The organism is Flavobacterium sp. GL_143 (assembly GCF_057834355.1).
On sequence record NZ_CM174401.1, the window covers coordinates 2,478,681 to 2,501,507 of the forward strand.

General features: G+C 35.2%; 18 protein-coding genes, 4 tRNA genes and 3 rRNA genes. 11 read left to right on the forward strand and 14 right to left on the reverse strand.

All coding sequences use genetic code 11. The features are described 5' to 3' along the window. From AC3IPI_RS10920 to AC3IPI_RS10930, 3 genes are read right to left on the reverse strand one after another with little or no spacing between them, the layout of a single operon-like run. On the reverse strand, window positions 1-1,059 hold the full coding sequence (locus tag AC3IPI_RS10920) for a type I restriction endonuclease (RefSeq protein WP_489159004.1): 1,059 nt from the start codon (window positions 1,057-1,059) through the stop codon (window positions 1-3). A gap of 13 nt (window positions 1,060-1,072) precedes the next feature. Beyond that, window positions 1,073-1,282, reverse strand: coding sequence for a TM2 domain-containing protein (locus AC3IPI_RS10925; protein WP_086895576.1), 210 nt, complete (start codon window positions 1,280-1,282; stop codon window positions 1,073-1,075). Between the two features lie 3 nt (window positions 1,283-1,285). Continuing rightward, complete coding sequence (locus AC3IPI_RS10930; protein WP_086895575.1) at window positions 1,286-1,888, reverse strand: PH domain-containing protein; 603 nt, start codon at window positions 1,886-1,888, stop codon at window positions 1,286-1,288. Window positions 1,889-2,101: 213 nt separating this feature from the next. On the opposite strand from AC3IPI_RS10930, the gene AC3IPI_RS10935 reads away from it, so the two are divergent. Beyond that, complete coding sequence (locus AC3IPI_RS10935; protein WP_039120490.1) at window positions 2,102-2,299, forward strand: hypothetical protein; 198 nt, start codon at window positions 2,102-2,104, stop codon at window positions 2,297-2,299. Between the two features lie 102 nt (window positions 2,300-2,401). On the opposite strand, the gene AC3IPI_RS10940 is transcribed toward AC3IPI_RS10935, so the two are convergent. The 3 genes from AC3IPI_RS10940 to AC3IPI_RS10950 are packed head-to-tail and all read right to left on the reverse strand — an operon-like array spanning window position 2,402 to window position 5,027. Then, on the reverse strand, window positions 2,402-3,070 hold the full coding sequence (locus tag AC3IPI_RS10940) for a response regulator (protein WP_489159007.1): 669 nt from the start codon (window positions 3,068-3,070) through the stop codon (window positions 2,402-2,404). Between the two features lie 9 nt (window positions 3,071-3,079). After that, window positions 3,080-4,789 (reverse strand): tetratricopeptide repeat-containing sensor histidine kinase, encoded by a 1,710-nt coding sequence (locus AC3IPI_RS10945; RefSeq protein WP_489159009.1) that lies wholly within the window; start codon window positions 4,787-4,789, stop codon window positions 3,080-3,082. Between the two features lie 58 nt (window positions 4,790-4,847). Beyond that, entirely contained in the window at window positions 4,848-5,027 is a 180-nt protein-coding gene (locus AC3IPI_RS10950; RefSeq protein WP_489159011.1) for a hypothetical protein, read from the reverse strand. A gap of 355 nt (window positions 5,028-5,382) precedes the next feature. On the opposite strand from AC3IPI_RS10950, the gene AC3IPI_RS10955 reads away from it, so the two are divergent. From AC3IPI_RS10955 to AC3IPI_RS10965, 3 genes are all read left to right on the forward strand, one after another. After that, complete coding sequence (locus tag AC3IPI_RS10955) at window positions 5,383-6,276, forward strand: hypothetical protein (RefSeq protein WP_489159013.1); 894 nt, start codon at window positions 5,383-5,385, stop codon at window positions 6,274-6,276. 338 nt (window positions 6,277-6,614) lie between these two features. Continuing rightward, complete coding sequence (locus AC3IPI_RS10960; RefSeq protein WP_489159015.1) at window positions 6,615-8,147, forward strand: sulfatase family protein; 1,533 nt, start codon at window positions 6,615-6,617, stop codon at window positions 8,145-8,147. Window positions 8,148-8,210: 63 nt separating this feature from the next. Next, window positions 8,211-9,245 carry a hypothetical protein gene (locus AC3IPI_RS10965; RefSeq protein ID WP_489159017.1) on the forward strand — a complete coding sequence of 345 codons (1,035 nt, stop codon included), beginning with the start codon at window positions 8,211-8,213 and terminating at the stop codon, window positions 9,243-9,245. A 113-nt stretch (window positions 9,246-9,358) separates the two neighbouring features. Here the strand turns inward: AC3IPI_RS10965 and rplT are convergent, their stop codons facing one another. From rplT to thrS, 4 genes are all read right to left on the reverse strand, one after another. Further along, on the reverse strand, window positions 9,359-9,703 hold the full coding sequence (gene rplT / locus AC3IPI_RS10970) for a 50S ribosomal protein L20 (RefSeq protein ID WP_035633036.1): 345 nt from the start codon (window positions 9,701-9,703) through the stop codon (window positions 9,359-9,361). A 100-nt stretch (window positions 9,704-9,803) separates the two neighbouring features. Further along, window positions 9,804-10,001, reverse strand: a complete 198-nt coding sequence (gene rpmI, locus AC3IPI_RS10975; protein WP_022827375.1) for a 50S ribosomal protein L35 — start codon at window positions 9,999-10,001, stop codon at window positions 9,804-9,806. A 133-nt stretch (window positions 10,002-10,134) separates the two neighbouring features. Beyond that, window positions 10,135-10,689 carry a translation initiation factor IF-3 gene (infC, locus tag AC3IPI_RS10980; RefSeq protein WP_369827407.1) on the reverse strand — a complete coding sequence of 185 codons (555 nt, stop codon included), beginning with the start codon at window positions 10,687-10,689 and terminating at the stop codon, window positions 10,135-10,137. A gap of 16 nt (window positions 10,690-10,705) precedes the next feature. Beyond that, entirely contained in the window at window positions 10,706-12,652 is a 1,947-nt protein-coding gene (gene thrS / locus AC3IPI_RS10985; protein WP_039116434.1) for a threonine--tRNA ligase, read from the reverse strand. Between the two features lie 984 nt (window positions 12,653-13,636). Between thrS and AC3IPI_RS10990 the strand changes: the two genes are divergently transcribed. The 7 genes from AC3IPI_RS10990 to AC3IPI_RS11020 all read left to right on the forward strand — a co-directional run bounded on the left by AC3IPI_RS10990 (window position 13,637) and on the right by AC3IPI_RS11020 (window position 19,141). Beyond that, a 16S ribosomal RNA gene (locus tag AC3IPI_RS10990) occupies window positions 13,637-15,150 on the forward strand. Between the two features lie 120 nt (window positions 15,151-15,270). Further along, window positions 15,271-15,344: transfer RNA gene (locus tag AC3IPI_RS10995), tRNA-Ile, on the forward strand. A gap of 156 nt (window positions 15,345-15,500) precedes the next feature. Continuing rightward, a tRNA-Ala gene (locus tag AC3IPI_RS11000) sits at window positions 15,501-15,574 on the forward strand. A 174-nt stretch (window positions 15,575-15,748) separates the two neighbouring features. Next, window positions 15,749-18,633: ribosomal RNA gene (locus tag AC3IPI_RS11005) — 23S ribosomal RNA — on the forward strand. A 164-nt stretch (window positions 18,634-18,797) separates the two neighbouring features. Then, window positions 18,798-18,907: ribosomal RNA gene (gene rrf, locus AC3IPI_RS11010) — 5S ribosomal RNA — on the forward strand. Together the 16S, 23S and 5S rRNA genes with 4 tRNA genes alongside form the textbook arrangement of a ribosomal RNA operon. Before the next feature lie 68 nt (window positions 18,908-18,975). Further along, window positions 18,976-19,048, forward strand: a tRNA-Phe gene (locus AC3IPI_RS11015). A gap of 7 nt (window positions 19,049-19,055) precedes the next feature. Further along, window positions 19,056-19,141: transfer RNA gene (locus AC3IPI_RS11020), tRNA-Leu, on the forward strand. A 380-nt stretch (window positions 19,142-19,521) separates the two neighbouring features. Here the strand turns inward: AC3IPI_RS11020 and AC3IPI_RS11025 are convergent. From AC3IPI_RS11025 to AC3IPI_RS11040, 4 genes are all read right to left on the reverse strand, one after another. Beyond that, on the reverse strand, window positions 19,522-20,505 hold the full coding sequence (locus tag AC3IPI_RS11025; RefSeq protein ID WP_489159226.1) for an ISAon1 family transposase: 984 nt from the start codon (window positions 20,503-20,505) through the stop codon (window positions 19,522-19,524). Beyond that, on the reverse strand, window positions 20,498-20,845 hold the full coding sequence (locus AC3IPI_RS11030; protein WP_489158976.1) for an ISAon1 family transposase N-terminal region protein: 348 nt from the start codon (window positions 20,843-20,845) through the stop codon (window positions 20,498-20,500). Before AC3IPI_RS11030 ends, AC3IPI_RS11025 begins: the two co-directional genes overlap by 8 nt. A gap of 197 nt (window positions 20,846-21,042) precedes the next feature. Further along, on the reverse strand, window positions 21,043-21,750 hold the full coding sequence (locus AC3IPI_RS11035; protein ID WP_489159020.1) for a LytR/AlgR family response regulator transcription factor: 708 nt from the start codon (window positions 21,748-21,750) through the stop codon (window positions 21,043-21,045). Between the two features lie 3 nt (window positions 21,751-21,753). Further along, complete coding sequence (locus AC3IPI_RS11040; protein WP_489159022.1) at window positions 21,754-22,794, reverse strand: sensor histidine kinase; 1,041 nt, start codon at window positions 22,792-22,794, stop codon at window positions 21,754-21,756. Between the last annotated feature and the right edge of the window lie 33 nt (window positions 22,795-22,827).

The following is a 22,827-nucleotide window of genomic DNA, read 5'->3' on the forward strand; positions in this document are numbered from 1 at the left end:
TTAGTTATTTTCTTTCTCGTACAATCCAACAGTTTCCAATAATTCTTTTTCAAATAGATAAATGTCATCAATGGACTCTATAGGTTGTTTTATTTCGTTCTTGTTCTCATTAAAAAGACCGATGTATTTTTTTCCATTATTTAAATGGAGCCTACATAAAGGTTTTCTATTATTATCGTCTAATAAAATCCCAAAGTAAGATTGAGTATCTCGAAAAATAATTCTATTTGTAGGTAGTATGCGCCTTAAGATGGCGACTACAATTTTGTGACCTTCTAATTCTTCTTCACTAGTAACAATTTTACTATCTTCAATGATTTCGTTTTGTTCTTCTTTTTGTTTGATTGTTTCTTTGTTAAGAGCAGCGTTTAATCTGTCATTAATCTTTTCACTTACGAATTGGCTAAAAGCTTTTTGGACCAAATCTTTAAACTCCTCCATAACTTTCTCAGTAAGTCTGCCAGTATATACTTTATTTGCAAAAAGTTTCACGAATTCATTTGAAGGATTTCCTAGCTCATCATTTATTTGTCTTTTAATCTCTTTTGTATATTTTAATCCACTAGCGTTAATTACAATATTTTCGACATTGAAATTTGATTTATGAAATTTTGAAATTTCTAGAATTGTATTTTCTTTAAGATTAGTAATGTCAAATTCAAAAAATGGTTTTTGATCCATTTTATTTTTTTCATCAAGATCAGTAAAAAATTGATATTGAATTCCATTTGTTAAAAGAGCAAAACGTGTTTTGGTAACATGAAAATATCTAAATAGTTGAGAACTATGAGTCGTTAAGTCCTGTTTCCAACTTTTGTACTCTACAATTAATATAGGTTCATCATTTTGATAAATTGCATAATCTACTTTTTCGCCTTTTTTCATTCCTATATCTGCAGTAAATTCAGGGACTACTTCTAGAGGATTAAATGCGTCATAGCCTAATATATTTATAAAAGGTAAAACAAATGCATGTTTAGTCGACTCCTCGGTTTCTATTTTGTTTTTTAATAAATTAATTTTATCACCTAAAGATTTTAGTTGTGTATTGATTTCCATATCTTAAGTTCTTTTAAAAAACATTATTATATTTCATATTAAATGAATTGTCAGACATGAATAACAATCCGAAAAATTCAAAAAAGGCTAATATGGAAGGGATTAATGTCCAACAAAAGAGTATGTATAATATGCCCTGTGTAGATTTTCCTAGATAAAATTTATGAATTCCAATTCCTCCCAAAAAGAAAGTCAATATTGTTGCTGTTAGTTTACTTTTCATAATTTACATTTTAGATATTATTTCAGTTTTTTTGATATCAAATTCTTCTTGTGTAATGATTTCACCATCTAATAACTTTTTTAATTTTTGCAATATTTCTAATGGATCTTCTTTTGTTTCTACATTTTGCGGCATTGCAGTTCCTGCATTGACGATAATACCGCCTCCGGCAATGGCTCTTTTAGTTTCAAGATCATGTTGACGTCTGTATTCAATCATGTTTTCTTCTTTTTCCTGAGCAAACTGATATAATTTTCTTGCTTGAGCTTTAGGAAGATAATCGAGCATATTAACGTTACCTTTGATTGTTTTCATTGAGAAAGTTGCTCCCATGATACCTTCTTTCATGTGACAATCGAGAATGTCTTTCCAAGCATAATCTTGAAAATCCATTGAAAGGCCTAAATTTCGTGGTCTGCAGAATATTATTCTTTTATTTGTTAATGCAATACAATCTGGAGATAGGTTTAGTGCAGGCTTTTTTTGTACAGCAACATATTCTATTTGCTCCCCAGAGGTGAGTAGACCACTAACTTTTGACAGTAGTTTCTCAACTGCTTTAGGATCTTGTTCTTCATTTAAAAATTTCTTCAAATCGTTTATCATATCATTTATTATTAGGAATGAGTGTATGGTTGTTTTTCTTTAACAAACTTAAGCTCATTGTAAAACAGTTTATTACGGCTTTCCACATTCAGTAAAATAATAAATGAAATAAAATTGTTTAGTTTTAAAGGAGAGTTACAATAATCAGAAGAGGATTAAGGAAAGCGCTCAAAATAGGGTTATACTTTTTTGTATCTATTTATAATTGCAAGTATGAGTAGTACGATTAGAAAAGTAAGTATTGCTGGAATGAAAAGTAACTTCCAATCTATATCAATATATCCCGATATAGCACCTAAAAGTGCTATACCAAAAGATAGTAAGAAACAAAGAAGAGTTGTTTTAAGTATAATTTTGTTTTTGGGAGAGATACTTCTTGTCAAACATTTTTTTGACAGAAGTATAAAATAATTGCTCTTCATAAAATAAGTTTTGGAAAGCCAAACTTATAAATCGGCAATAGAGTATCCTTACGGAAATCCGTAAAGAAAGTAAATGAAACAAAAGGAGAGTTTATATTAAGCCCAAATCTTTGGCAATTGCCACAAGATGTGTTGGATTATTGGCTTTAAAGTAGACTTTAAGTTTATTAATGCGTTTTTCAATTGTACTTTTACTATTTGGAGTAATACCAACTTCTTTAAATTTAGCTTCCATACTATCCTGAGAAACACCTATCGAGAGATATTTAATAAGTTGAATATCATAATTGTCTATCTCATTAGTCGTTTTATCCTGAAGAATATAGTTTAATTCTTGAGGAAGATATTTCTTATCCGTATCGAAAGCATTCTGTATCGCTTTCTTTAACTCAGGGATACTATTACGACCTTTCATTACAAAGCCATTGATATTATATTTATCGAATAGAGACTTTATACGATAGGCTTTATCTTCAATAGAAAACGCAATTATCTTTATTTCAGGGAATAATAGCTTTACAGCAGCAATAAGTTCTTCGCCCGAATTTAGATTAGTTTCTCTATGATCAGGTTTAAAGGATAAATCAGTTATTAATAATTGATAAGGATGATTATCAAGGAGACCTTTTTTTATTTTAAGTAAAGCATCATCGCAATATTTAGCATATTCTATTTCGGGAACATTTAGTTCTTGGAGAACTTGTACAACTGCAATATCATTAAAATCTATATCTTCGGCTATTAAAACTTTTGTAAACATATGCTTATATTATTTTGGAAATGAAATTTTGGCTTTTAACCCTTTGTTAGGCTCAGATTCAAAAGTAAGAGTTCCTTTTATGCTTTGAATACGGTTTTCCGCATTTTTAAGACCATTTCTTAAATTCATTTTTTCACCAAAACCAACTCCATTATCAGAGTAACTTATTTGTATTTGTTTATCATTTTCTTCAAAACCAATAACAACAAAACTACATTGACTATGTTTTTTCATATTAACAAGCAATTCTTGTAATACCCGATAAATTGCGATTTTCTTTTCAGATTCAATTTTCGGCCAATTAATATTGTTGTTGTCTTTAATAATCACATTTACATTATTTCCGTTATAGCTAGATAACATATCTTTTAATTCATTTTCAAAGTTTTCTCCCGTATCTATCGTACTGTTTTGCCTGGATATATTTCGAGTTCCAGAATAAATAGTATCTAAATTTGAAAGGAGAATTTCTTTGTTCTCATCTGTAGATAAGTCTTTTGTTTCTGCCAAAACGATGGTGTGGTATACTTCATTGGCAAGTTCGTCATGTAGCTTTTTCGAAATTCTAGTTTCAGATTCGTAAATAGCAGCAGTCTTTTCTCGTCTTCCTTTTGTAGTTAAATAGTAATAAAGAAACAAAAGCGAACCCAAAACAAATCCAACTACAATATATAAGGTTAAATTTCTATTTTTTACTTTTTCTAATTGTAATGCATTTTCAGCTTTTTGAGCTTTTAACTGTAGATTTTCTTCGCGATCTTTTTTAGAATCATATTTTATCTTTGCAAATTGATTCTTTGCTTTTTGCCTTGCTTTGGTAATGCTGTCGTTAATTTTCAAATAAAGAAATGTTACCTTTTTTAATTCGTTATTTTTTGCATTTTTAATTAAAAAAGTTAATGATGTCAGACGGTCATCAACATTATTTATTTCTGTAGCTTTCTGATAGGCTAAATTAGCATATTGATTTGCAAGAACGCTATTATGATTAGAGTAGTATTCTGAAAGATGATTATAACTACTGGTTATTCCAAAGTCATCATTTATTTTTTTTCTTATTGTTATGGATTGATTTATATATTCTAAAGCTTTTGAATTCCCTAACTTATAATACGCAAAACCTAAATTATCTAGTATCCTAGCATGGTTTTCAAGGTTGTTTGAAATTTCTTTTTTTTGATTTAAGTCATTAAGAATATTTGCCGCTTTTGTGTAATCTGTTTTGCCCATATATGCAACTGCAATATTGTTTTTAAGTACATATTTAGGGAGATCTACTTCAACATATTTGATAGCTTGGTTATAATTATAAATAGCATCATCATATTCATGCAATCTTTCATAATTAATACCTAGTATATTATACACAGCACACTTATAATATAAATTAGTTGTTTTTGTAAAAAAAGGTATTGCTTCAGTAGCATTAGTTTCACTCCCAAAATAATCACCTTGTATTTGCTGGGTAACAGCCATTTTTAATAAAGAATAAATTATTTTTTCATTCTCATTTGGATTACAGACTTGTTTTGATTTATTGTAATAATAGAAAGCACTATCATAAATTTGATTATTAAAATGGTTATCTGCTAATGCTAAATAATTACTGTATTCAGTATTGATCTTTGTTTGGATAATTATCTTCGATTCTTTTTTACATGAAAAGAATAAAATTATAGTAAAAATAAAAATCGGGAAATGGACTTTTTGAAGTTTCATTTCCCGAAAATACTGAAAATTAATTAAATTGAGGATTTATATTTAATTAAGAAATTTATTATGGTTTTGGTGGAGGAATTGGAGTTTGTCCGTTTTGCCCACCACCACCTGATTCGTCTGGAGCATCTGCCGAAATTGTTAATTTGCTTTTGCCTGTTGTTTCATCATCATCATTAGTGCATGATACAAATACGATACTAGTTACTATAAAACACGATATTGCTATAATTCTTTTCATCTTAGTTTATTTTTAAAATTTTACATAAGTTGCCTCATCCGATTTCTGAAATCGAAATTTTGAACTGATTTTCAAACCGCTTCTGGCGGAATGTTCTTTTGATTTTTTGAGGGAAGTAAAGCGTGTAGAAACAGTATGATTTTTATTTATACTTCCCGGATAAACTCGGTCTTACGGTTTTACGCACTTTTTTAAAGAATCAGTTTTGTACATTTGTTTTAACCTGCAGATTAAACCGGTAACTAATTCTGAGGCAAAGAAATGACAGCTTTGGCGGGGCATTGAGATGAAATTCCAGTAATGCTGACAATTCTGCTGATTGCTGCAAAATGTTTAATAATTCCGATAAATGCTTATGAGTAAAATTACTTTTGAAGAATATAAAAATGCTATAAAAGCAAAATACCAAACTTATAAATTGGAAGAACCTACGGGTATTTTGCTGAATCTTTCACCTGCGCAATTGCGAAACTTATGTTTAATTATTTTTGATAAATCACTATCAGTAAATGATGAAAAAACATTTAGAGTTTTTCTAAACACAAAAGAAGGGGAGGATTTAAGGAGAGCTATAGAGAGATTTGAAATTGCAAAATTCCGACCTATTATTTCTTTTTTAACTGGAGAGAAAGAATCAGATAATAGTGCGAGAATTGAATTGGCAGCAATTTTGGTAGATTTTGAGAAGAGACCATATAATAGGTTTTTAAGAGAAGAATTGGTTACAAATACACCAAAATCTGGTTTGAGTGAGATTTCAGCACCTATCAAAAAAGAGAATGAATCTCCATTTGTCAACAAAGATGTTCAGATTAATTCTTTTGTTGGAAAGCCAAATGAGCCAATTCCACCTATTAAGAAACCATATTTAATCTTATTGACATGCATTTTTATATTGAGCGGGTCATTTGCAATCTGGAGTTTTAATGAAGAAGAAAATTGTATGGTTTGGAATAAGGACCATTATGAAGAAGTTCCTTGTGATGATGTTTCAAATACAATGACATTACTTAGTCCTATAGTAATGAAGAAAGAAGAAGGGTTGATTTCTAATTTTAAAAAAATTAAGGCTTGCGATACAACAAGTTTTTTTAAAATGGGAAAGCCATGTATTTGGTACGGGAAGTCATTCGATGGTAATTATGAGTATTTTACAGCTCCAGGATTACATCCAGAAACAGGAAAGACATTAAGACCAATTACACAGTATATGATAGATAAACATATTCTAGAAAAGGATGAGAAATAAGTTTTGACATAAAGTCACAATATCAGCCTAAAGCAAAAAAGTCAATCGATAGATTGGCTTTTTTTGTTTGTTTTACTTTCTGAAAAACAGGTGTTTATACGTTTAAATAAGTTCTTTTATTATTGTTCTTTTATTCTGACCTAATTGGATATCATGAAAAAGATTCATGAATAAGCAAATATCATTGAGAGTATATAAACTCAATCATACAATTAGAAAGCAAATACCTAACTAAAAATAAGTTATCCAAAGAGCTGATTTTCAAATTGATTAACGATTATATCAAAACGGTACATACGTAATTACATTTTTTATTTAATAATTTAAAACGATATTCAATGGACTTTAAAATGCAACTAGAACAAATTGGTCAACAGCCAGACATGATTCTTATCATTACAGATGAGCAAAGAGCAACACAACATTTTCCACCAGGTTGGGAAGAGAAAAATCTTCCAACACTTACATTTCTTAAAGAAAACGGATTTAGTTTCGATAGAGCTTTTTGCAATACCTGTATGTGTTCCCCAAGTCGAGCTACATTATTTACAGGAATGTATCCTGCCAAGCATGGCGTTAGTCAGACATTAACAGAAGGAGGACTTTTATCGCCACAAGAACCAACACTCGATAACACTTTACCAAATATTATGAATGTACTTTGGGCAGATGGATATGATGTTCAATACAGAGGGAAATGGCATATGAGTAAAGGAGTTGCTCCCAATGGTACAAAGACCAATTATGATGATTTAACACCAGCCGATATTTCATTATTTGGGGCAATGGGCTGGATAGCTCCAGATGCAGGGGAAGATGTAAATCCGTTGAATTTTGGTGGAGGATATGCAAATCATGATGCACGATATACTGCAGAAGCAATACAATATTTGAAAGAAGTAAAAACAAGAAGAGCAGCAGGAGATCATAAACCATATTGTCTGATCCTTTCATTAGTTAATCCACACGATGTTTTAGCCTATCCAAAATCTGCTGGTACTTCAGGATACCATCCAGATAGTTGGTCAGGTAGAGAAATTGAACTACCAGTAACAGTAAACGAAAATTTGCTGGAGAATAAGAAACCGATGGCACAAGAACAAATTTTAATTAACATGGCACTTAGCTTAGGAGCAATAGCAACACCAGAAGAAAAATTAAATTATATTAACTTTTATGGATATTTGCTAAGTCATGTTGACAAAGAAATAGGCTACCTAATCAAAGAATTATACAAAGAAGACGAAAACGGAAATAAATTAGCAGACACCGCAATTGTAACATTAACATCAGATCATGGAGAAATGGGATTAGCACATGGAGGTTTACGTCAGAAAACCTTTGTAGCTTACGAAGAAGCATTAAGAATCCCACTTGTAATATCTAATCCTATTTTATTTAAGGATAAAGAAACTAAAAAATCTATGGCATTGGCAACCTTGGCAGATATCATGCCTACATTGCTAGAAATCGCCAATGTATCAAATCCACCTACAGGACTTGCAGGTACAAGCTTATTGCCAATAATAGAGGATGGAACACCAGTTCAGGAAAGTATTTTATTTACATACGATGATATTAAGGCAGGGTCAAATAGTAATTGGGCAATAGTAAAAGCAGCTAATCGCATTCGATGTATAAGAACAGAAAAGTGGAAATTCGATTATTATTTCGATGCCTCAAGCGCTTATTTCAAACAATACGAACTATACGATTTAGTAAATGATCCATTAGAAATTACCAATCTTGCTTATGATCCAGGATATAGCGAAATAAGAATGGAATTAGAAGAGCAATTACATCAGCTCGAAGTAGACAAACTTTGGGTAAATGCACCTACAGATGTCTTTAATACTGTAAAATTCAACTAAAAATAATTTAGCGACATAGTAATGTAAAAGGGCAAACAGATAAATAATCTAAAAATACACATTATGTCACAAAATTTAAAACAAGAAGTAAATACAGTTAGTTATATGGATTTTAATAATTCAAACGGACAAACAACAATACAAGGAATAAGAGGAGTTTCAGAATCTGAAAATGTTTACATTACAGCAAGTTTATTAGGGCAAAACAGCATTGTTCAGGGGCTGATTTATGAAGGTAAGCTATTAGGTAATGGTAATGAAGGAAAATGGCATGTCATTAATTTTCCAAGTACAGCATCACAGATAGTTACCAATACCTCTTGTTATGGGCCTAATAATGGAACTAACGGAAATATACAAATTGTTGGATCTTATAAGATAACAACATCAAGTGGAGGATTCCCAAGCGGAAATCTTGGATTTTATTATGAAGGACCACTTGATGGTTCAGGAATATGGACACCAGTAACCCCAAACGGAGGGAATACAAATAATGTGTTCGTTCATAGCATAATGGGAGGAATTGCAGTAGGGAATTATGATGTAGAAAATGATAAGAATGGATATGCATTTCTATATGATATTAATACAAAAGAATATACAGAATTTAAATTACCAGATTCATTAACCAATACATTGTATGGTATTTGGCATAACGGAGGTAATAGTTATACAATAACAGGTGGTTATACTAGCCCTAAATTTGGAAAACTGAGTCAGGCATTTCTGGTCGATTATGATTCTAAAACAAAACAAATAAGTAATTTAAAATCGTTTAGTTATAAAAACGAAACAACCATGTCGATAATTACACATTTTGAAGGTATTACAGCTTCTTCCAATAAAGGCTATAATTTGGCTGCCGATTGGGTAACTATAAACGGAGAGGGTAGTGGAGCATCATTTGTTTACGTAAATCGAAATTCTGATGGAACATTTGGAGAAGCGAATTGGATAGATATTGAATTTCCAGATTCAAATATTACAAGTGCTAATACCGTATACAAAAATAATATATTAGGTATTTATGTAGTCAAGAATGATTCAGGTACAACAACCATTTCTTCCTATACAGCAAAAGTTGAATTGGATAAATAGCTAATAAATAATTAGAACTAAGTTTTTTATAGCACGATATTAAAAACAAAAAGCCCAATCTTACGATTGGGCTTTTATATAAGTAAGTAATATAAATTGAGTTTATAAAACGTTTATTTTACTTTGTTAAGTACTGCTTTGAAAGCTTCTGGGTGATTCATTGCTAAATCTGCAAGAACTTTACGGTTCAATTCGATTCCGTTAGCTTTTACTTTCCCCATGAATTGAGAGTAAGACATTCCTTCCAATCTAGCTCCAGCGTTGATACGTTGAATCCATAAAGCACGGAAATTTCTCTTATTCACTTTTCTGTCACGGTAAGCGTAGCACATTGCTTTCTCTACCGCATTTTTAGCAACTGTCCAAACGTTTTTACGTCTACCAAAGAAACCTTTGGCTTGCTTCATTATCTTTTTTCTTCTTGCTCTTTTAGCAACTGAATTTACTGATCTTGGCATAATTTTTATGTGTTTTTGTAGATGGCGTCCCGAATTTAATCAAGGGAACTTATCGGCCATACTCCAAGGTTATTTTTAAATTTTTTAACCTAAAGAATTATTAGATAATTCTTAATTGTTGTTTGATGCTTTTCATATCTGTTTTGTGAACTAACGCTGAATGTGTCAAAGCTAATTTACGTTTTTTAGATTTTTTAGTCAAGATGTGACTTTTAAAAGCATGCTTTCTTTTAATCTTTCCAGAACCAGTAACTTTAAAACGTTTCTTGGCGCTAGATTTTGTTTTCATTTTAGGCATTTTTCCTAGTGTTTTAATTTATTCTTACTTACTTATATTTTCAAGAGCTTTAGGCTTTAGGCTTTAAGCTTTAGGCAAAAGTTTACAATAACAGTTTGCTTAAAGCTTAAGACTTATTGCTTATAGCAAATAATTATTTTTTCTTCTTCGGAGCAATGAACATAATCATTCTCTTTCCTTCCAGAACTGGCATAGCTTCTACTTTACCGTACTCTTCAAGATCGGTAGCCAATCTTAATAGTAAAATCTGACCTTGATCTTTATAGATAATAGAACGTCCTTTAAAGAATACAAATGCTTTTAATTTAGCACCCTCTTTCAGGAATTTTTCAGCGTTCTTTCTCTTAAACTCATAATCATGCTCATCAGTTTGAGGACCAAAGCGAATTTCTTTCACCACAACTTGTGTTGATTTTGCTTTCAGTGCCTTATCACGTTTCTTTTGTTCGTAAACAAATTTCTTGTAATCCATGATTTTACAAACTGGTGGCTCTGCATTTGGCGAAATCTCAACTAGATCTAATTCAAATTGATCAGCTAATCTTAGAGCTTCGGCTATTTTAAAAACCCCAGGCTCTATGTTTTCGCCTACAAGGCGTACTTCAGGAACACGAATAAGATTGTTTATTCTGTGTGCATCTTTTTTTTCTACGCGAGGTTGGTAACCTCTGTTGCTTCTTATTGCTATGACTTTATAATTTAAGTTAAACTGTAAATACTTTTAATGTCTTTTTTATTTCTTCGTCTACAATTGCGACAAATTCATCAATTGTAACTGTAATATTTCCTTTACCTTCTTGACCGTGACGACGGATAGAAATAGTTCCATTTTTCTCCTCTTCCTCACCTACGATTAGCATAAACGGTAGTTTTTGCATTTCTGCGTCTCTAATTTTCTTACCTATTGTCTCACTTCTGTTGTCAATTAGGGCGCGAATTTCGTGATTTTCTAGCAAATCTAAAACTTTTTTAGCATATATTTCATATTTCTCGCTCAAAGACAAGATTATAGCCTGTTCAGGCATCAGCCAAAGTGGGAAATTTCCTGCTGTGTGTTCTAGCAAAATTGCAATAAAACGTTCCATAGAACCAAAAGGTGCTCTGTGAATCATTACAGGTCTATGTAATTCATTGTCAGCTCCTTTGTAAGTCAATTCAAAACGCTCAGGCAAGTTATAGTCAACCTGGATAGTTCCTAGTTGCCATTGTCTTCCTAAAGCATCTTTAACCATAAAATCTAGTTTAGGACCATAAAAAGCAGCTTCACCATATTCAACCACAGTGTTTAAGCCTTTATCGGCAGCAGCATTGATAATCGCATTCTCTGCTTTTTCCCAATTTTCGTCACTACCAATATATTTATCTCTATTTTCTTTATCACGTAAAGAAATCTGAGCCGTAAAGTTTTCAAAACCTAAAGAACCAAATACGTAAAGAACCAAGTCAATTACTTTTTTAAACTCTTCGTCCAATTGTTCCGGAGTACAAAAAATATGAGCATCATCCTGAGTAAACCCACGTACACGAGTTAATCCATGTAATTCCCCAGATTGCTCGTATCTATATACAGTACCAAATTCAGCATAACGCTTAGGTAAATCTTTATATGACCAAGGTCTTACATTGTAAATCTCACAGTGATGAGGGCAGTTCATTGGTTTTAGCAAAAACTCTTCCCCTTCAGCAGGAGTATGAATAGGCTGGAAACTATCAGCACCATATTTAGCATAATGGCCAGAAGTAACATATAGCTCTTTTTGTCCAATATGTGGAGTAACTACTTGTTCGTAACCCGCTTTTTTCTGAGCCTTCTTTAAAAACTGCTCAAGTCTGTCGCGTAAAGCTGCACCCTTAGGTAGCCATAAAGGTAAACCTTGACCAACTTTCTGAGAGAAAGCAAATAATTCAAGCTCCTTACCTAATTTACGGTGATCACGACGTTTCGCCTCCTCAAGAAGTTCTAAATATTCAGTTAAATCTTTTTGTTTAGGAAATGACGTTCCATAAACACGAGTTAATTGTTTGTTTTTTTCATCACCTCTCCAGTAAGCACCTGCAACACTCATAACCTTCATAGCCTTGATGATTCCAGTATTCGGAATATGACCACCACGGCATAAGTCAGTAAAAGTAGCATGATCACAAAACGTGATTGTTCCGTCTTCAAGATTAGAGATTAACTCAGTCTTGTATACGTTATCCTTATATAGTTCCAAAGCTTCAGCTTTGCTTACAGGGCGCATTTTAAATTCATGTTTACCTCTTGAAATTTCAAGAACACGATCTTCAATCTTTTTAAAGTCAGCATCAGATATCTTTTGGTCACCAAAATCTACATCGTAATAAAAACCATTTGAGATAGCGGGCCCTAGAGTTAGTTTAATCCCAGGGAAAAGTTCCTCAAGAGCTTGAGCCATTACGTGCGAAGTCGAATGCCAAAAAGCTTTTTTACCCTCAGCATCATTCCATGTATATAAAATAAGACTACCATCCGTCGTCAGAGGAGTTTCGGTTTCAATAGTTGTACCATTAAAAGATGCCGAAATCACGTTTCGGGCGAATCCTTCACTAATGCTTTTCGCAACCTCCATAGGAGTTACGCCAGCAGCAAACTCTCTAATTGACCCATCGGGCAAAGTAATCTTAATCATTGTTTATAATTTTATGAATGCAAATATAGTGGATTACAAAAATACATACAATATATATGTATAAGTTTATACTATATATAGGAGTAGATTTTTATAAGGAGCTTAATCCTGCTATTTACTCCAATCTTTTATGCCGAACCACGGCATAAAAGGATTTCCGCTTCTATCAGGGCTAGGAGAGCAGGTTTGCCAGATAAGCGGTGCTTTATAGGGAAAGAAAACCCTGGTTTTTGTGATGGCTATAATATTAGGTTAAGGAAAGTGGTTTTGTTAGTTGTATTAAGGAAGATAATCTCTTGATTTCTTCTTTTAGGATAGATATAAAGAAGATTTATGCAGGTGAGTTATTAAAAAATACGCTGTTTTAATGTAAACCTCGCAAAATTGATGCTTTTTGAATAGCTATTTTTGACGGAATGATAAATTGAATCAGAAAATACTTAAAAATAGTAAATTTTGTTAAAATGTAAACTTAATATTGTCAGAGTGTTAAGGAATAAGTCTAGAAATAAACAAAAAATACTCTCTAAAAAGTATTGTTTAACTGAATAAAGGTGGTAGTTTTGCACCCGCAACAACGACAAACGTTCCTTTAAATACTGACAAGCAAGACGAATCGAATTAGAAATAAAATTCTAAAAAAAAAGATTTCGAAAAGCTTGTGAGAATGGAAAACGGATGTTACATTTGCACCCCGCTAAATAACGGAAAGTTCCTTGAAAGATTGATAAGAAAGAAGAAAACGGAGATGAAAATTTCCCCAAAAAAAAACTTCACAAATTTCTTGCCAGTTAGAAAAGACTTTTCTACTTTTGCACCCGCTTTGAGAAACAAGCGATATTTAAAAAAGAAGAACACGTTCCTAGACATATTGAATTGACAGCCGTTTTAAGAGAGATCTTAGAACAACAAAATAAGAGTAATAGAATCGATAGATTTGAATAAAACCGATGGAATCATTAGTCGCATATAATATTAAAATATACGATGAAGAGTTTGATCCTGGCTCAGGATGAACGCTAGCGGCAGGCTTAACACATGCAAGTCGAGGGGTATAATTCTTCGGAATTAGAGACCGGCGCACGGGTGCGTAACGCGTATGCAATCTACCTTTTACAGAGGGATAGCCCAGAGAAATTTGGATTAATACCTCATAGTATAATAGCTCGGCATCGAGCAATTATTAAAGTCACAACGGTAAAAGATGAGCATGCGTCCCATTAGCTAGTTGGTAAGGTAACGGCTTACCAAGGCTACGATGGGTAGGGGTCCTGAGAGGGAGATCCCCCACACTGGTACTGAGACACGGACCAGACTCCTACGGGAGGCAGCAGTGAGGAATATTGGACAATGGGCGCAAGCCTGATCCAGCCATGCCGCGTGCAGGATGACGGTCCTATGGATTGTAAACTGCTTTTGTACAGGAAGAAACAGTTCTACGTGTAGAACCTTGACGGTACTGTAAGAATAAGGATCGGCTAACTCCGTGCCAGCAGCCGCGGTAATACGGAGGATCCAAGCGTTATCCGGAATCATTGGGTTTAAAGGGTCCGTAGGCGGTTTAATAAGTCAGTGGTGAAAGCCCATCGCTCAACGGTGGAACGGCCATTGATACTGTTAAACTTGAATTATTAGGAAGTAACTAGAATATGTAGTGTAGCGGTGAAATGCTTAGAGATTACATGGAATACCAATTGCGAAGGCAGGTTACTACTGATTGATTGACGCTGATGGACGAAAGCGTGGGTAGCGAACAGGATTAGATACCCTGGTAGTCCACGCCGTAAACGATGGATACTAGCTGTTGGGAGCAATTTCAGTGGCTAAGCGAAAGTGATAAGTATCCCACCTGGGGAGTACGTTCGCAAGAATGAAACTCAAAGGAATTGACGGGGGCCCGCACAAGCGGTGGAGCATGTGGTTTAATTCGATGATACGCGAGGAACCTTACCAAGGCTTAAATGTAGATTGACCGTTTTGGAAACAGAACTTTCGCAAGACAATTTACAAGGTGCTGCATGGTTGTCGTCAGCTCGTGCCGTGAGGTGTCAGGTTAAGTCCTATAACGAGCGCAACCCCTGTTGTTAGTTGCCAGCGAGTCATGTCGGGAACTCTAACAAGACTGCCAGTGCAAACTGTGAGGAAGGTGGGGATGACGTCAAATCATCACGGCCCTTACGCCTTGGGCTACACACGTGCTACAATGGCCGGTACAGAGAGCAGCCACTGGGCGACCAGGAGCGAATCTATAAAACCGGTCACAGTTCGGATCGGAGTCTGCAACTCGACTCCGTGAAGCTGGAATCGCTAGTAATCGGATATCAGCCATGATCCGGTGAATACGTTCCCGGGCCTTGTACACACCGCCCGTCAAGCCATGGAAGCTGGGGGTGCCTGAAGTCGGTGACCGCAAGGAGCTGCCTAGGGTAAAACTGGTAACTAGGGCTAAGTCGTAACAAGGTAGCCGTACCGGAAGGTGCGGCTGGAACACCTCCTTTCTAGAGCCCTACATGTTAGCAGCAATGCACGTTAGGGAAAGAAGACGAATTGACCTATAGGTTAAATTGAAGATTATATTACTCTGCTGTTAGTTCAAATAATACAATTAAGTAAAACAGAGTCTCGTAGCTCAGCTGGTTAGAGTACTACACTGATAATGTAGGGGTCGGCAGTTCGAGTCTGCCCGGGACTACTTTTTTAGAGTTGTGAATTGATAATTATAAATTATGAATTTAAAACAAAAGAAAAGACTGTAAACTTAAAAAAAAAGGAAATTTTAGAAGTTGAAAGATTAAGAATGATAAAGTTCATAATTTTTAATTCACGATTTTTAATTTTTAATTAAAATGGGGGATTAGCTCAGCTGGCTAGAGCGCCTGCCTTGCACGCAGGAGGTCAACGGTTCGACTCCGTTATTCTCCACAAAAAGCTATAAGCCGTAGGCTAAAAGCTTAATGCCTAAAGCGTAAAGCCTAAAGCATAATAAAGTTCATTGACATATTGAGATAAGAAAATAATAAAAAGTAGAAAGCATTTTTTATTGAAAGTAGTGATACAGACGATAAAGAAAACGGTCTTGACTTGTCAAGACTGGTACAATAAGCAAAATAAGGGCGTATGGGGGATGCCTTGGCTCTCAGAGGCGATGAAAGGCGTGATAAGCTGCGAAAAGTTACGGGGATCGGCACACACGATATGATCCGTAAATACCTGAATGGGGCAACCCACTATGTTGAAGACATAGTACACCGATAGGTGGGCAAACCCGCTGAACTGAAACATCTAAGTAGGCGGAGGAGAAGAAAACAAAAGTGATTCCGTAAGTAGTGGCGAGCGAACGCGGATTAGCCCAAACCAATGTTGTTACGGCAATGTTGGGGTTGTAGGACCACGACATTTCTTGCACAAAGAATTAGAATCTACTGGAAAGTAGAACCATAGAGGGTGATAGTCCCGTATAGGTAATGAGTGTAAAGGATAGTGGTATCCTGAGTAGGGCGGGGCACGTGAAACCCTGTCTGAATTTGGCGGGACCATCCGCTAAGGCTAAATACTCCTGAGAGACCGATAGTGAACCAGTACCGTGAGGGAAAGGTGAAAAGAACCGTGAATAACGGAGTGAAATAGATCCTGAAACCATACGCTTACAAGCGGTCGGAGCCCTTTCGTGGGGTGACGGCGTGCCTTTTGCATAATGAGCCTACGAGTTAACGTTGCTGGCAAGGATAAGTGGTTAAGCCACGGATCCGTAGCGAAAGCGAGTCTGAATAGGGCGCTTTAGTCAGTAGTGTTAGACGCGAAACCGTGTGATCTACCCATGGGCAGGTTGAAGCTGTGGTAACACACAGTGGAGGACCGAACCGGTTGACGTTGAAAAGTCTTCGGATGACCTGTGGGTAGGGGTGAAAGGCCAATCAAACTCGGAAATAGCTCGTACTCCCCGAAATGCATTTAGGTGCAGCGTTGTGCATAAAGTTATATAGAGGTAGAGCTACTGATTGGATGCGGGGGCTTCACCGCCTACCAATTCCTGACAAACTCCGAATGCTATATAATGTTTCACAACAGTGAGGGCTTGGGTGCTAAGGTCCAAGTCCGAGAGGGAAAGAACCCAGACCATCAGCTAAGGTCCCCAAATATATGTTAAGTTGAAAGAACGAGGTTTGTCTGCCCAGACAGCTAGGATGTTGGCTTGGAAGCAGCCATTCATTTAAAGAGTGCGTAACAGCTCACTAGTCGAGCGGACGAGCATGGATAATAATCGGGCATAAACATATTACCGAAGCTATGGATTTTAACGTAAGTTAAAGTGGTAGGGGAGCATTCTAACAGGGTTGAAGGTGCGTCGTAAGGCGTGCTGGACTGGTTAGAAAAGAAAATGTAGGCATAAGTAACGATAATGCGGGCGAGAAACCCGCACACCGAAAGACTAAGGTTTCCACAGCTATGCTAATCAGCTGTGGGTTAGTCGGGACCTAAGGCGAACCCGAAAGGGACAGTCGATGGACCACGGGTTAATATTCCCGTACTACTTATTACTGTGATGGGGTGACGGAGTGATGAAAGCGCCGCGAACTGACGGAATAGTTCGTTGAAGTACCTACCTATAAGCTGCGCAGGCAAATCCACGCGGCTTGGGGAAATACGATAGTACTCGGAGACTTCGGTCAAAGAGATAGTGCGCCTAAGGGCTTCCAAGAAAAACCTCTAAACTTCAGGTAATAAGTACCCGTACCGCAAACCGACACAGGTAGTCGAGGAGAGAATCCTAAGGTGCTCGAGAGATTCATGGCTAAGGAATTAGGCAAAATAGACCTGTAACTTCGGGAGAAAGGTCGCCAGCAGCAATGCTGGCCGCAGTGAAGAGGTCCAGGCGACTGTTTATCAAAAACACAGGGCTCTGCAAAATCGTAAGATGAAGTATAGGGCCTGACACCTGCCCGGTGCTGGAAGGTTAAGAGGAGATGTTATCTTCGGAGAAGCATTGAATTGAAGCCCCAGTAAACGGCGGCCGTAACTATAACGGTCCTAAGGTAGCGAAATTCCTTGTCGGGTAAGTTCCGACCTGCACGAATGGTGTAACGATCTGGACACTGTCTCAGCCATGAGCTCGGTGAAATTGTAGTAGCGGTGAAGATGCCGCTTACCCGCAGTGGGACGAAAAGACCCTGTGCACCTTTACTATAGCTTAGTATTGACCTTGGATAAATGATGTGTAGGATAGGTTGGAGACTGTGAAGTGGCGTCGCTAGGCGTTGTGGAGTCATTGTTGAAATACAACCCTTTGTTTATCTGAGGCCTAACCCCGCTCAAGCGGGGGACATTGCTTGGTGGGTAGTTTGACTGGGGTGGTCGCCTCCAAAAGAGTAACGGAGGCTTCTAAAGGTTCCCTCAGTACGCTTGGTAACCGTGCGTAGAGTGCAATGGCATAAGGGAGCTTGACTGAGAGACATACAGGTCGATCAGGTACGAAAGTAGAGCATAGTGATCCGGTGGTTCCGCATGGAAGGGCCATCGCTCAAAGGATAAAAGGTACGCCGGGGATAACAGGCTGATCTCCCCCAAGAGCTCATATCGACGGGGGGGTTTGGCACCTCGATGTCGGCTCGTCACATCCTGGGGCTGGAGAAGGTCCCAAGGGTTGGGCTGTTCGCCCATTAAAGTGGCACGCGAGCTGGGTTCAGAACGTCGTGAGACAGTTCGGTCTCTATCTACTGTGGGCGCAAGAAATTTGAGTGGATCTGATTCTAGTACGAGAGGACCGAATTGGACAAACCTCTAGTGTATCTGTTGTTCCGCCAGGAGCACCGCAGAGTAGCTACGTTTGGAAGGGATAAGCGCTGAAAGCATATAAGCGCGAAACCCACCACAAGATGAGATTTCTTTTAAGGATCGTGGGAGATGACCACGTTGATAGGCTATAGATGTAAAGGCAGTAATGTCATAGTCGAGTAGTACTAATAATCCGTAAGCTTATGTACGCTTTTCCAGCCCCCTAACCCCCAAAGGGGGAACAAAGGGGCTGGGAGAAACTTTCTAAAAAATACTTTTTTCTTTATCTCAGTGTGTTAAGATATTATTTTTAATTATGAATTATCAATTGTTAATTATTAATTAAAAAAGTTACCTCAAGTAACAACGACCTTAAGGTGGTTATTGCGGCGGGGCTCACCTCTTCCCATCCCGAACAGAGTAGTTAAGCCCGCCTGCGCAGATGGTACTGCAGTTATGTGGGAGAGTATGTCGTCGCCTTTCTTTTAAAACCTGTTTTTAACAAAACAGGTTTTTTTCTTAATTTGTTTATATTTTTATAAACAAGTATAGGTACCTTAGCTCAGATGGTAGAGCAATGGACTGAAAATCCATGTGTCCCTGGTTCGATCCCTGGAGGTACCACAATAATGCTCGGATGGTGAAATTGGTAGACACGCTGGACTTAAAATCCAGTGAACAGCAATGTTCGTGCGGGTTCAAGTCCCGCTCTGAGTACTAAAACTTCAATTAGCAAATGTTAATTGGAGTTTTTTTTTTTTTTTGGACTCAAACGAAAGCGGATCAGATGCAAAAGTTGGGGATTAAGCAAAAAGATTAGATAATCTGAATAAGAAGAAATCTATATTTCTTACACCTCTAAAAGCTTTTATTTTAGCATTGGAAGAAATTCTATACTTCTATATCAAAATAGTTCAATACCGTTTGATAGTGATTCATTTTGATTTACTTTCTTTCTTTCTTTCTTTCTTTCTTTCTTTCTTGTGCCATTTAGCCAGCTTAGTAAAACTTATTATTTTATCCGTCGTATTTTCAAAAAAAATGTAGGTGCTTCGGAGTTGTATCGATTTAAACGGATCAGGTTCAAAAGTTGGGGATTAAGCAAAAAGATTAGATAATCTGAACAAGAAGAAATCAATATTTCTTACACCTCTAAATTGGCTTCTAAATGCTTTTATTTTTGCATTAAAAGATTCGGCAGAAGCATTGGTACTTCTATTATCAAAATAGTTTAAGATTGATTGGTAGTTAAAAGTTATAGTATTGAGCAGAATATTGAAGTTTTTAAAACCTGACTCCTCTACATTTCTATACCAATGCGCTAGTTTGGTCATAGTAATATGTTTATCGTTGTGATTATTGTAAATCCCTCGAAGTTGTTGATTTAGATTATAGGCTGTTTTTATATCTGGATATAGATCAAAGAGCATTTGAGCTCTTTCTTTTTGGCTCTGTGTCCATTTTTCTCGAGATTTATAAAGTAAATATCTGCTTCTGGCCAATAACTGTTTTACAGAATCTCCATTAGGCAATAGCTCGGGAATATATGCTCTGTTTTCTCTTTTTGCCTGTAATATCAATTGATTTTCAAAATCCATAGCTTCCCATCGATGTTTGATTCTGATTTCTTGTAATGCTTCCAATGCCAATTTTTGAACATGGAACCTATCGGTTACTTGTATGGCTTTTGGAAAGGCTCTCTTTGATATTAATTTCATGGAATTAGCCATATCAAGTGTTATTTCTTTTACACAAGATCTCTTTTTGTAATCAATTTTACAGAGGTGTTCTATGACCTGATCAGCTTTGGTTCCTGCAATAATAGCCACTAAGCAGCCTTTTTTGCCTTTGAATTTCTTGTTGGTCACAATTGTATATAGTTCACCCTGAGATAAAGCTACTTCATCAATGGATAAATGAGTACCCATATTTTCGGGGTAAACAATCCACTGGTGTGCATGTTCGCGCGGAGTCCATGTACTAAAAGAGCTTAGATGTTTTTTATATTGTCTTTGAAGTTTTTTTCCATTGACTCCGAAGAAGCCTCCAATAGTATGACAATCGGTAGCACTTTTATCGATTAATTTCTTTTAAAAAAGCTGCAAACTCCTGCGTCATGCGAGTTCCTTTAGTTACTAATGCCCAATCTCTTTTTATAATTTGACCATTGGTTTTATTGGTCCAGCGGCGTCTTTTGATATGTAAATACACAAATTTGCCTCTTAATGGAAAATCCTGAATGGTAATCTCATCTTGAAAACCCTTTGATACTAATTCAAACATATCAAACTCTTGTGGAGGCTTAGCGCTCTCTTCAAAATAAAGGTGTAGTACTTCTTCTGTGTTAGTGCTAGAAATTATTTCAAAGTGTTCTACTAAAAAATCAGGCAGCATAAATTTTAAAAGGTCTATAGGAGTCATCTCAAATTCTTAAGATTGCAAATTTCTCATTTTATTTTGACATTCCTCCCCAGGTTTTGTTCTTGATCCATTTAAACTCTTTCAGTGTAAGGACAAACTATTTTAGGACAGTCTTTGGTGTTGCTTTTGTAGTTCTTTGCGAAATATAGCAGCTATTAATATATGAAATAGCTTATAGTTTATTTGATTGTAACTCTTTATATTTTATTCTTATCAATTTGTTGAAAGAAAGTATCTTTAAAAGTTGCTCCTATTGGTAATTCATTAGTATTAATGAAAACGGAAAAATTATCTGTAGATTCAATTTGTTTTAATGAGATTACATATGATTTATGTATTTGAATGAAGTCATTTGTCGGGAGGGATTCAATTACATTTTTTAAAGAAGAATGCGTGATAATTTGTTGTTTAGTTGTGTGAATGCAAACATAATTTTGAAGGCTTTCTATGTATAAAATATCGTTTAGGAAAATCTTTTGAAATTTATTTTTACCATCAGTTTTGATGAATAGAAAATCGGGTGTATTGTTCTGATTTGAGACAAGATTTTTAGATTCAGTACTCAGCTTTGAAACTGCTTGATAAAAACGTTCAAATGAAATTGGTTTTAATAAATAATCAACTGCGTTCAATTCAAATCCTTCTAATGCAAAATCAGGATAAGCCGTTGTGAAAATAACTTTTATATCTTTTGAAATAATTTTAGAAATTTGTAAACCTGTCAATTGGGGCATTTGAATATCTAAAAAAATAACATCGACAGTTTGTGTGTTTAAAAACTCTAATGCTTTTAGGGAATCATTAAAAACGCCAGTTTTTTCAAGAAAATGAACTTTACTAATATAATTTTCTAGAATACGTGTTGCTGGTGGTTCATCATCAACAATAATACATTTAAAAGCCATAAATTATTTTTTTAGTGGTATTTTTAAGTAGGTCTTAAAGATATTATTTTCTTCGGTTTTGTCAAGTACAAATTTACCTTTATACATGTATTCTAGTCTTTTGGTTAAATTATCAAAGCCTATTCCTGTTGAAGAATAATTCTCACCTTCAACGGTATGATTAAAAGTTGAAATCTCTAAAAAATCTTCTTTTATTTTGATTGTAATAGTTACTTTTTCTTGCTGAGTATTGAATTTTCCGTGTTTAAAAACATTCTCTACAAAATGAATTAAGGTTGATGATAGAATTCTTTCATTCGAATAATCTCCTTCAATAGAAAAATCAAGATACAACTGATCTTCAAATCGCTTTTTCTGTAAATGAATATAATTCTGTATGAATTGAATTTCTTTTGAAAGTACGGCTTCATCTTTGTCTGTTTCTGTAATAACATAACGAAGTAAATCGGAAAGTACTAAAATATCCGAAGCCATTTCATCATCTTTTAAAATTAACTGACTGTAAAAAGAATTCAATGTGTTAAACAAAAAATGAGGACTCACCTGAGCTTTCAATATTTGAAATTCTGCTTTTTTGTTTTCTAAAAGTAATTCCTGATTTTGCTGTTGTGCACTCTGAAATTGCCAAAAAGAATAACTTAAAGCGCTAAAAATAACAGCAGGTAATCCAAAAAAGAAATTATCTCGAATGTAAAACTTCCATTCTAAATCGCCAATAGCATAGTTGTGTACTCCAATAATATGAAACATAATTACTTCCTGAAAAAAATATCTGACACCAGCGAAAAGTGTTAATGAAAAAGGAATGCTTAAAAAGTAAAAATGAATTTTCGTTTTATTTAAAAACCAATCACAGACTGTGTAAAAATTGATAATATATACCACAAAAACAGAAAGAATAAAAGTCGATGTCATCCAGAAATAAAGCTTGGACTGCTCTATCATTACTAATCGATTATTAATTCCGTAATCCCAAAGACAGTAGGTTAGGAATAATCCCAAGAAAAGAATTACATGGTAGTAAAAAGGTATTTTGAGTTTCATAAATGATAGTTATGAGCTCAAAAATACAATTAT

What these genes read in the sequence shown, in the direction of transcription:
- AC3IPI_RS10920 (WP_489159004.1), bottom strand. Translation starts at nt 1,059, where the DNA reads ATGGAAATCAATACACAACTAAAATCTTTAGGTGATAAAATTAATTTA.
- AC3IPI_RS10925 (WP_086895576.1), bottom strand. Translation starts at nt 1,282, where the DNA reads ATGAAAAGTAAACTAACAGCAACAATATTGACTTTCTTTTTGGGAGGA.
- AC3IPI_RS10930 (WP_086895575.1), bottom strand. Translation starts at nt 1,888, where the DNA reads ATGATAAACGATTTGAAGAAATTTTTAAATGAAGAACAAGATCCTAAA.
- AC3IPI_RS10935 (WP_039120490.1), top strand. Translation starts at nt 2,102, where the DNA reads ATGAGTAGTACGATTAGAAAAGTAAGTATTGCTGGAATGAAAAGTAAC.
- AC3IPI_RS10940 (WP_489159007.1), bottom strand. Translation starts at nt 3,070, where the DNA reads ATGTTTACAAAAGTTTTAATAGCCGAAGATATAGATTTTAATGATATT.
- AC3IPI_RS10945 (WP_489159009.1), bottom strand. Translation starts at nt 4,789, where the DNA reads ATGAAACTTCAAAAAGTCCATTTCCCGATTTTTATTTTTACTATAATT.
- AC3IPI_RS10950 (WP_489159011.1), bottom strand. Translation starts at nt 5,027, where the DNA reads ATGAAAAGAATTATAGCAATATCGTGTTTTATAGTAACTAGTATCGTA.
- AC3IPI_RS10955 (WP_489159013.1), top strand. Translation starts at nt 5,383, where the DNA reads ATGAGTAAAATTACTTTTGAAGAATATAAAAATGCTATAAAAGCAAAA.
- AC3IPI_RS10960 (WP_489159015.1), top strand. Translation starts at nt 6,615, where the DNA reads ATGGACTTTAAAATGCAACTAGAACAAATTGGTCAACAGCCAGACATG.
- AC3IPI_RS10965 (WP_489159017.1), top strand. Translation starts at nt 8,211, where the DNA reads ATGTCACAAAATTTAAAACAAGAAGTAAATACAGTTAGTTATATGGAT.
- rplT (WP_035633036.1), bottom strand. Translation starts at nt 9,703, where the DNA reads ATGCCAAGATCAGTAAATTCAGTTGCTAAAAGAGCAAGAAGAAAAAAG.
- rpmI (WP_022827375.1), bottom strand. Translation starts at nt 10,001, where the DNA reads ATGCCTAAAATGAAAACAAAATCTAGCGCCAAGAAACGTTTTAAAGTT.
- thrS (WP_039116434.1), bottom strand. Translation starts at nt 12,652, where the DNA reads ATGATTAAGATTACTTTGCCCGATGGGTCAATTAGAGAGTTTGCTGCT.
- AC3IPI_RS11030 (WP_489158976.1), bottom strand. Translation starts at nt 20,845, where the DNA reads ATGACTCCTATAGACCTTTTAAAATTTATGCTGCCTGATTTTTTAGTA.
- AC3IPI_RS11035 (WP_489159020.1), bottom strand. Translation starts at nt 21,750, where the DNA reads ATGGCTTTTAAATGTATTATTGTTGATGATGAACCACCAGCAACACGT.
- AC3IPI_RS11040 (WP_489159022.1), bottom strand. Translation starts at nt 22,794, where the DNA reads ATGAAACTCAAAATACCTTTTTACTACCATGTAATTCTTTTCTTGGGA.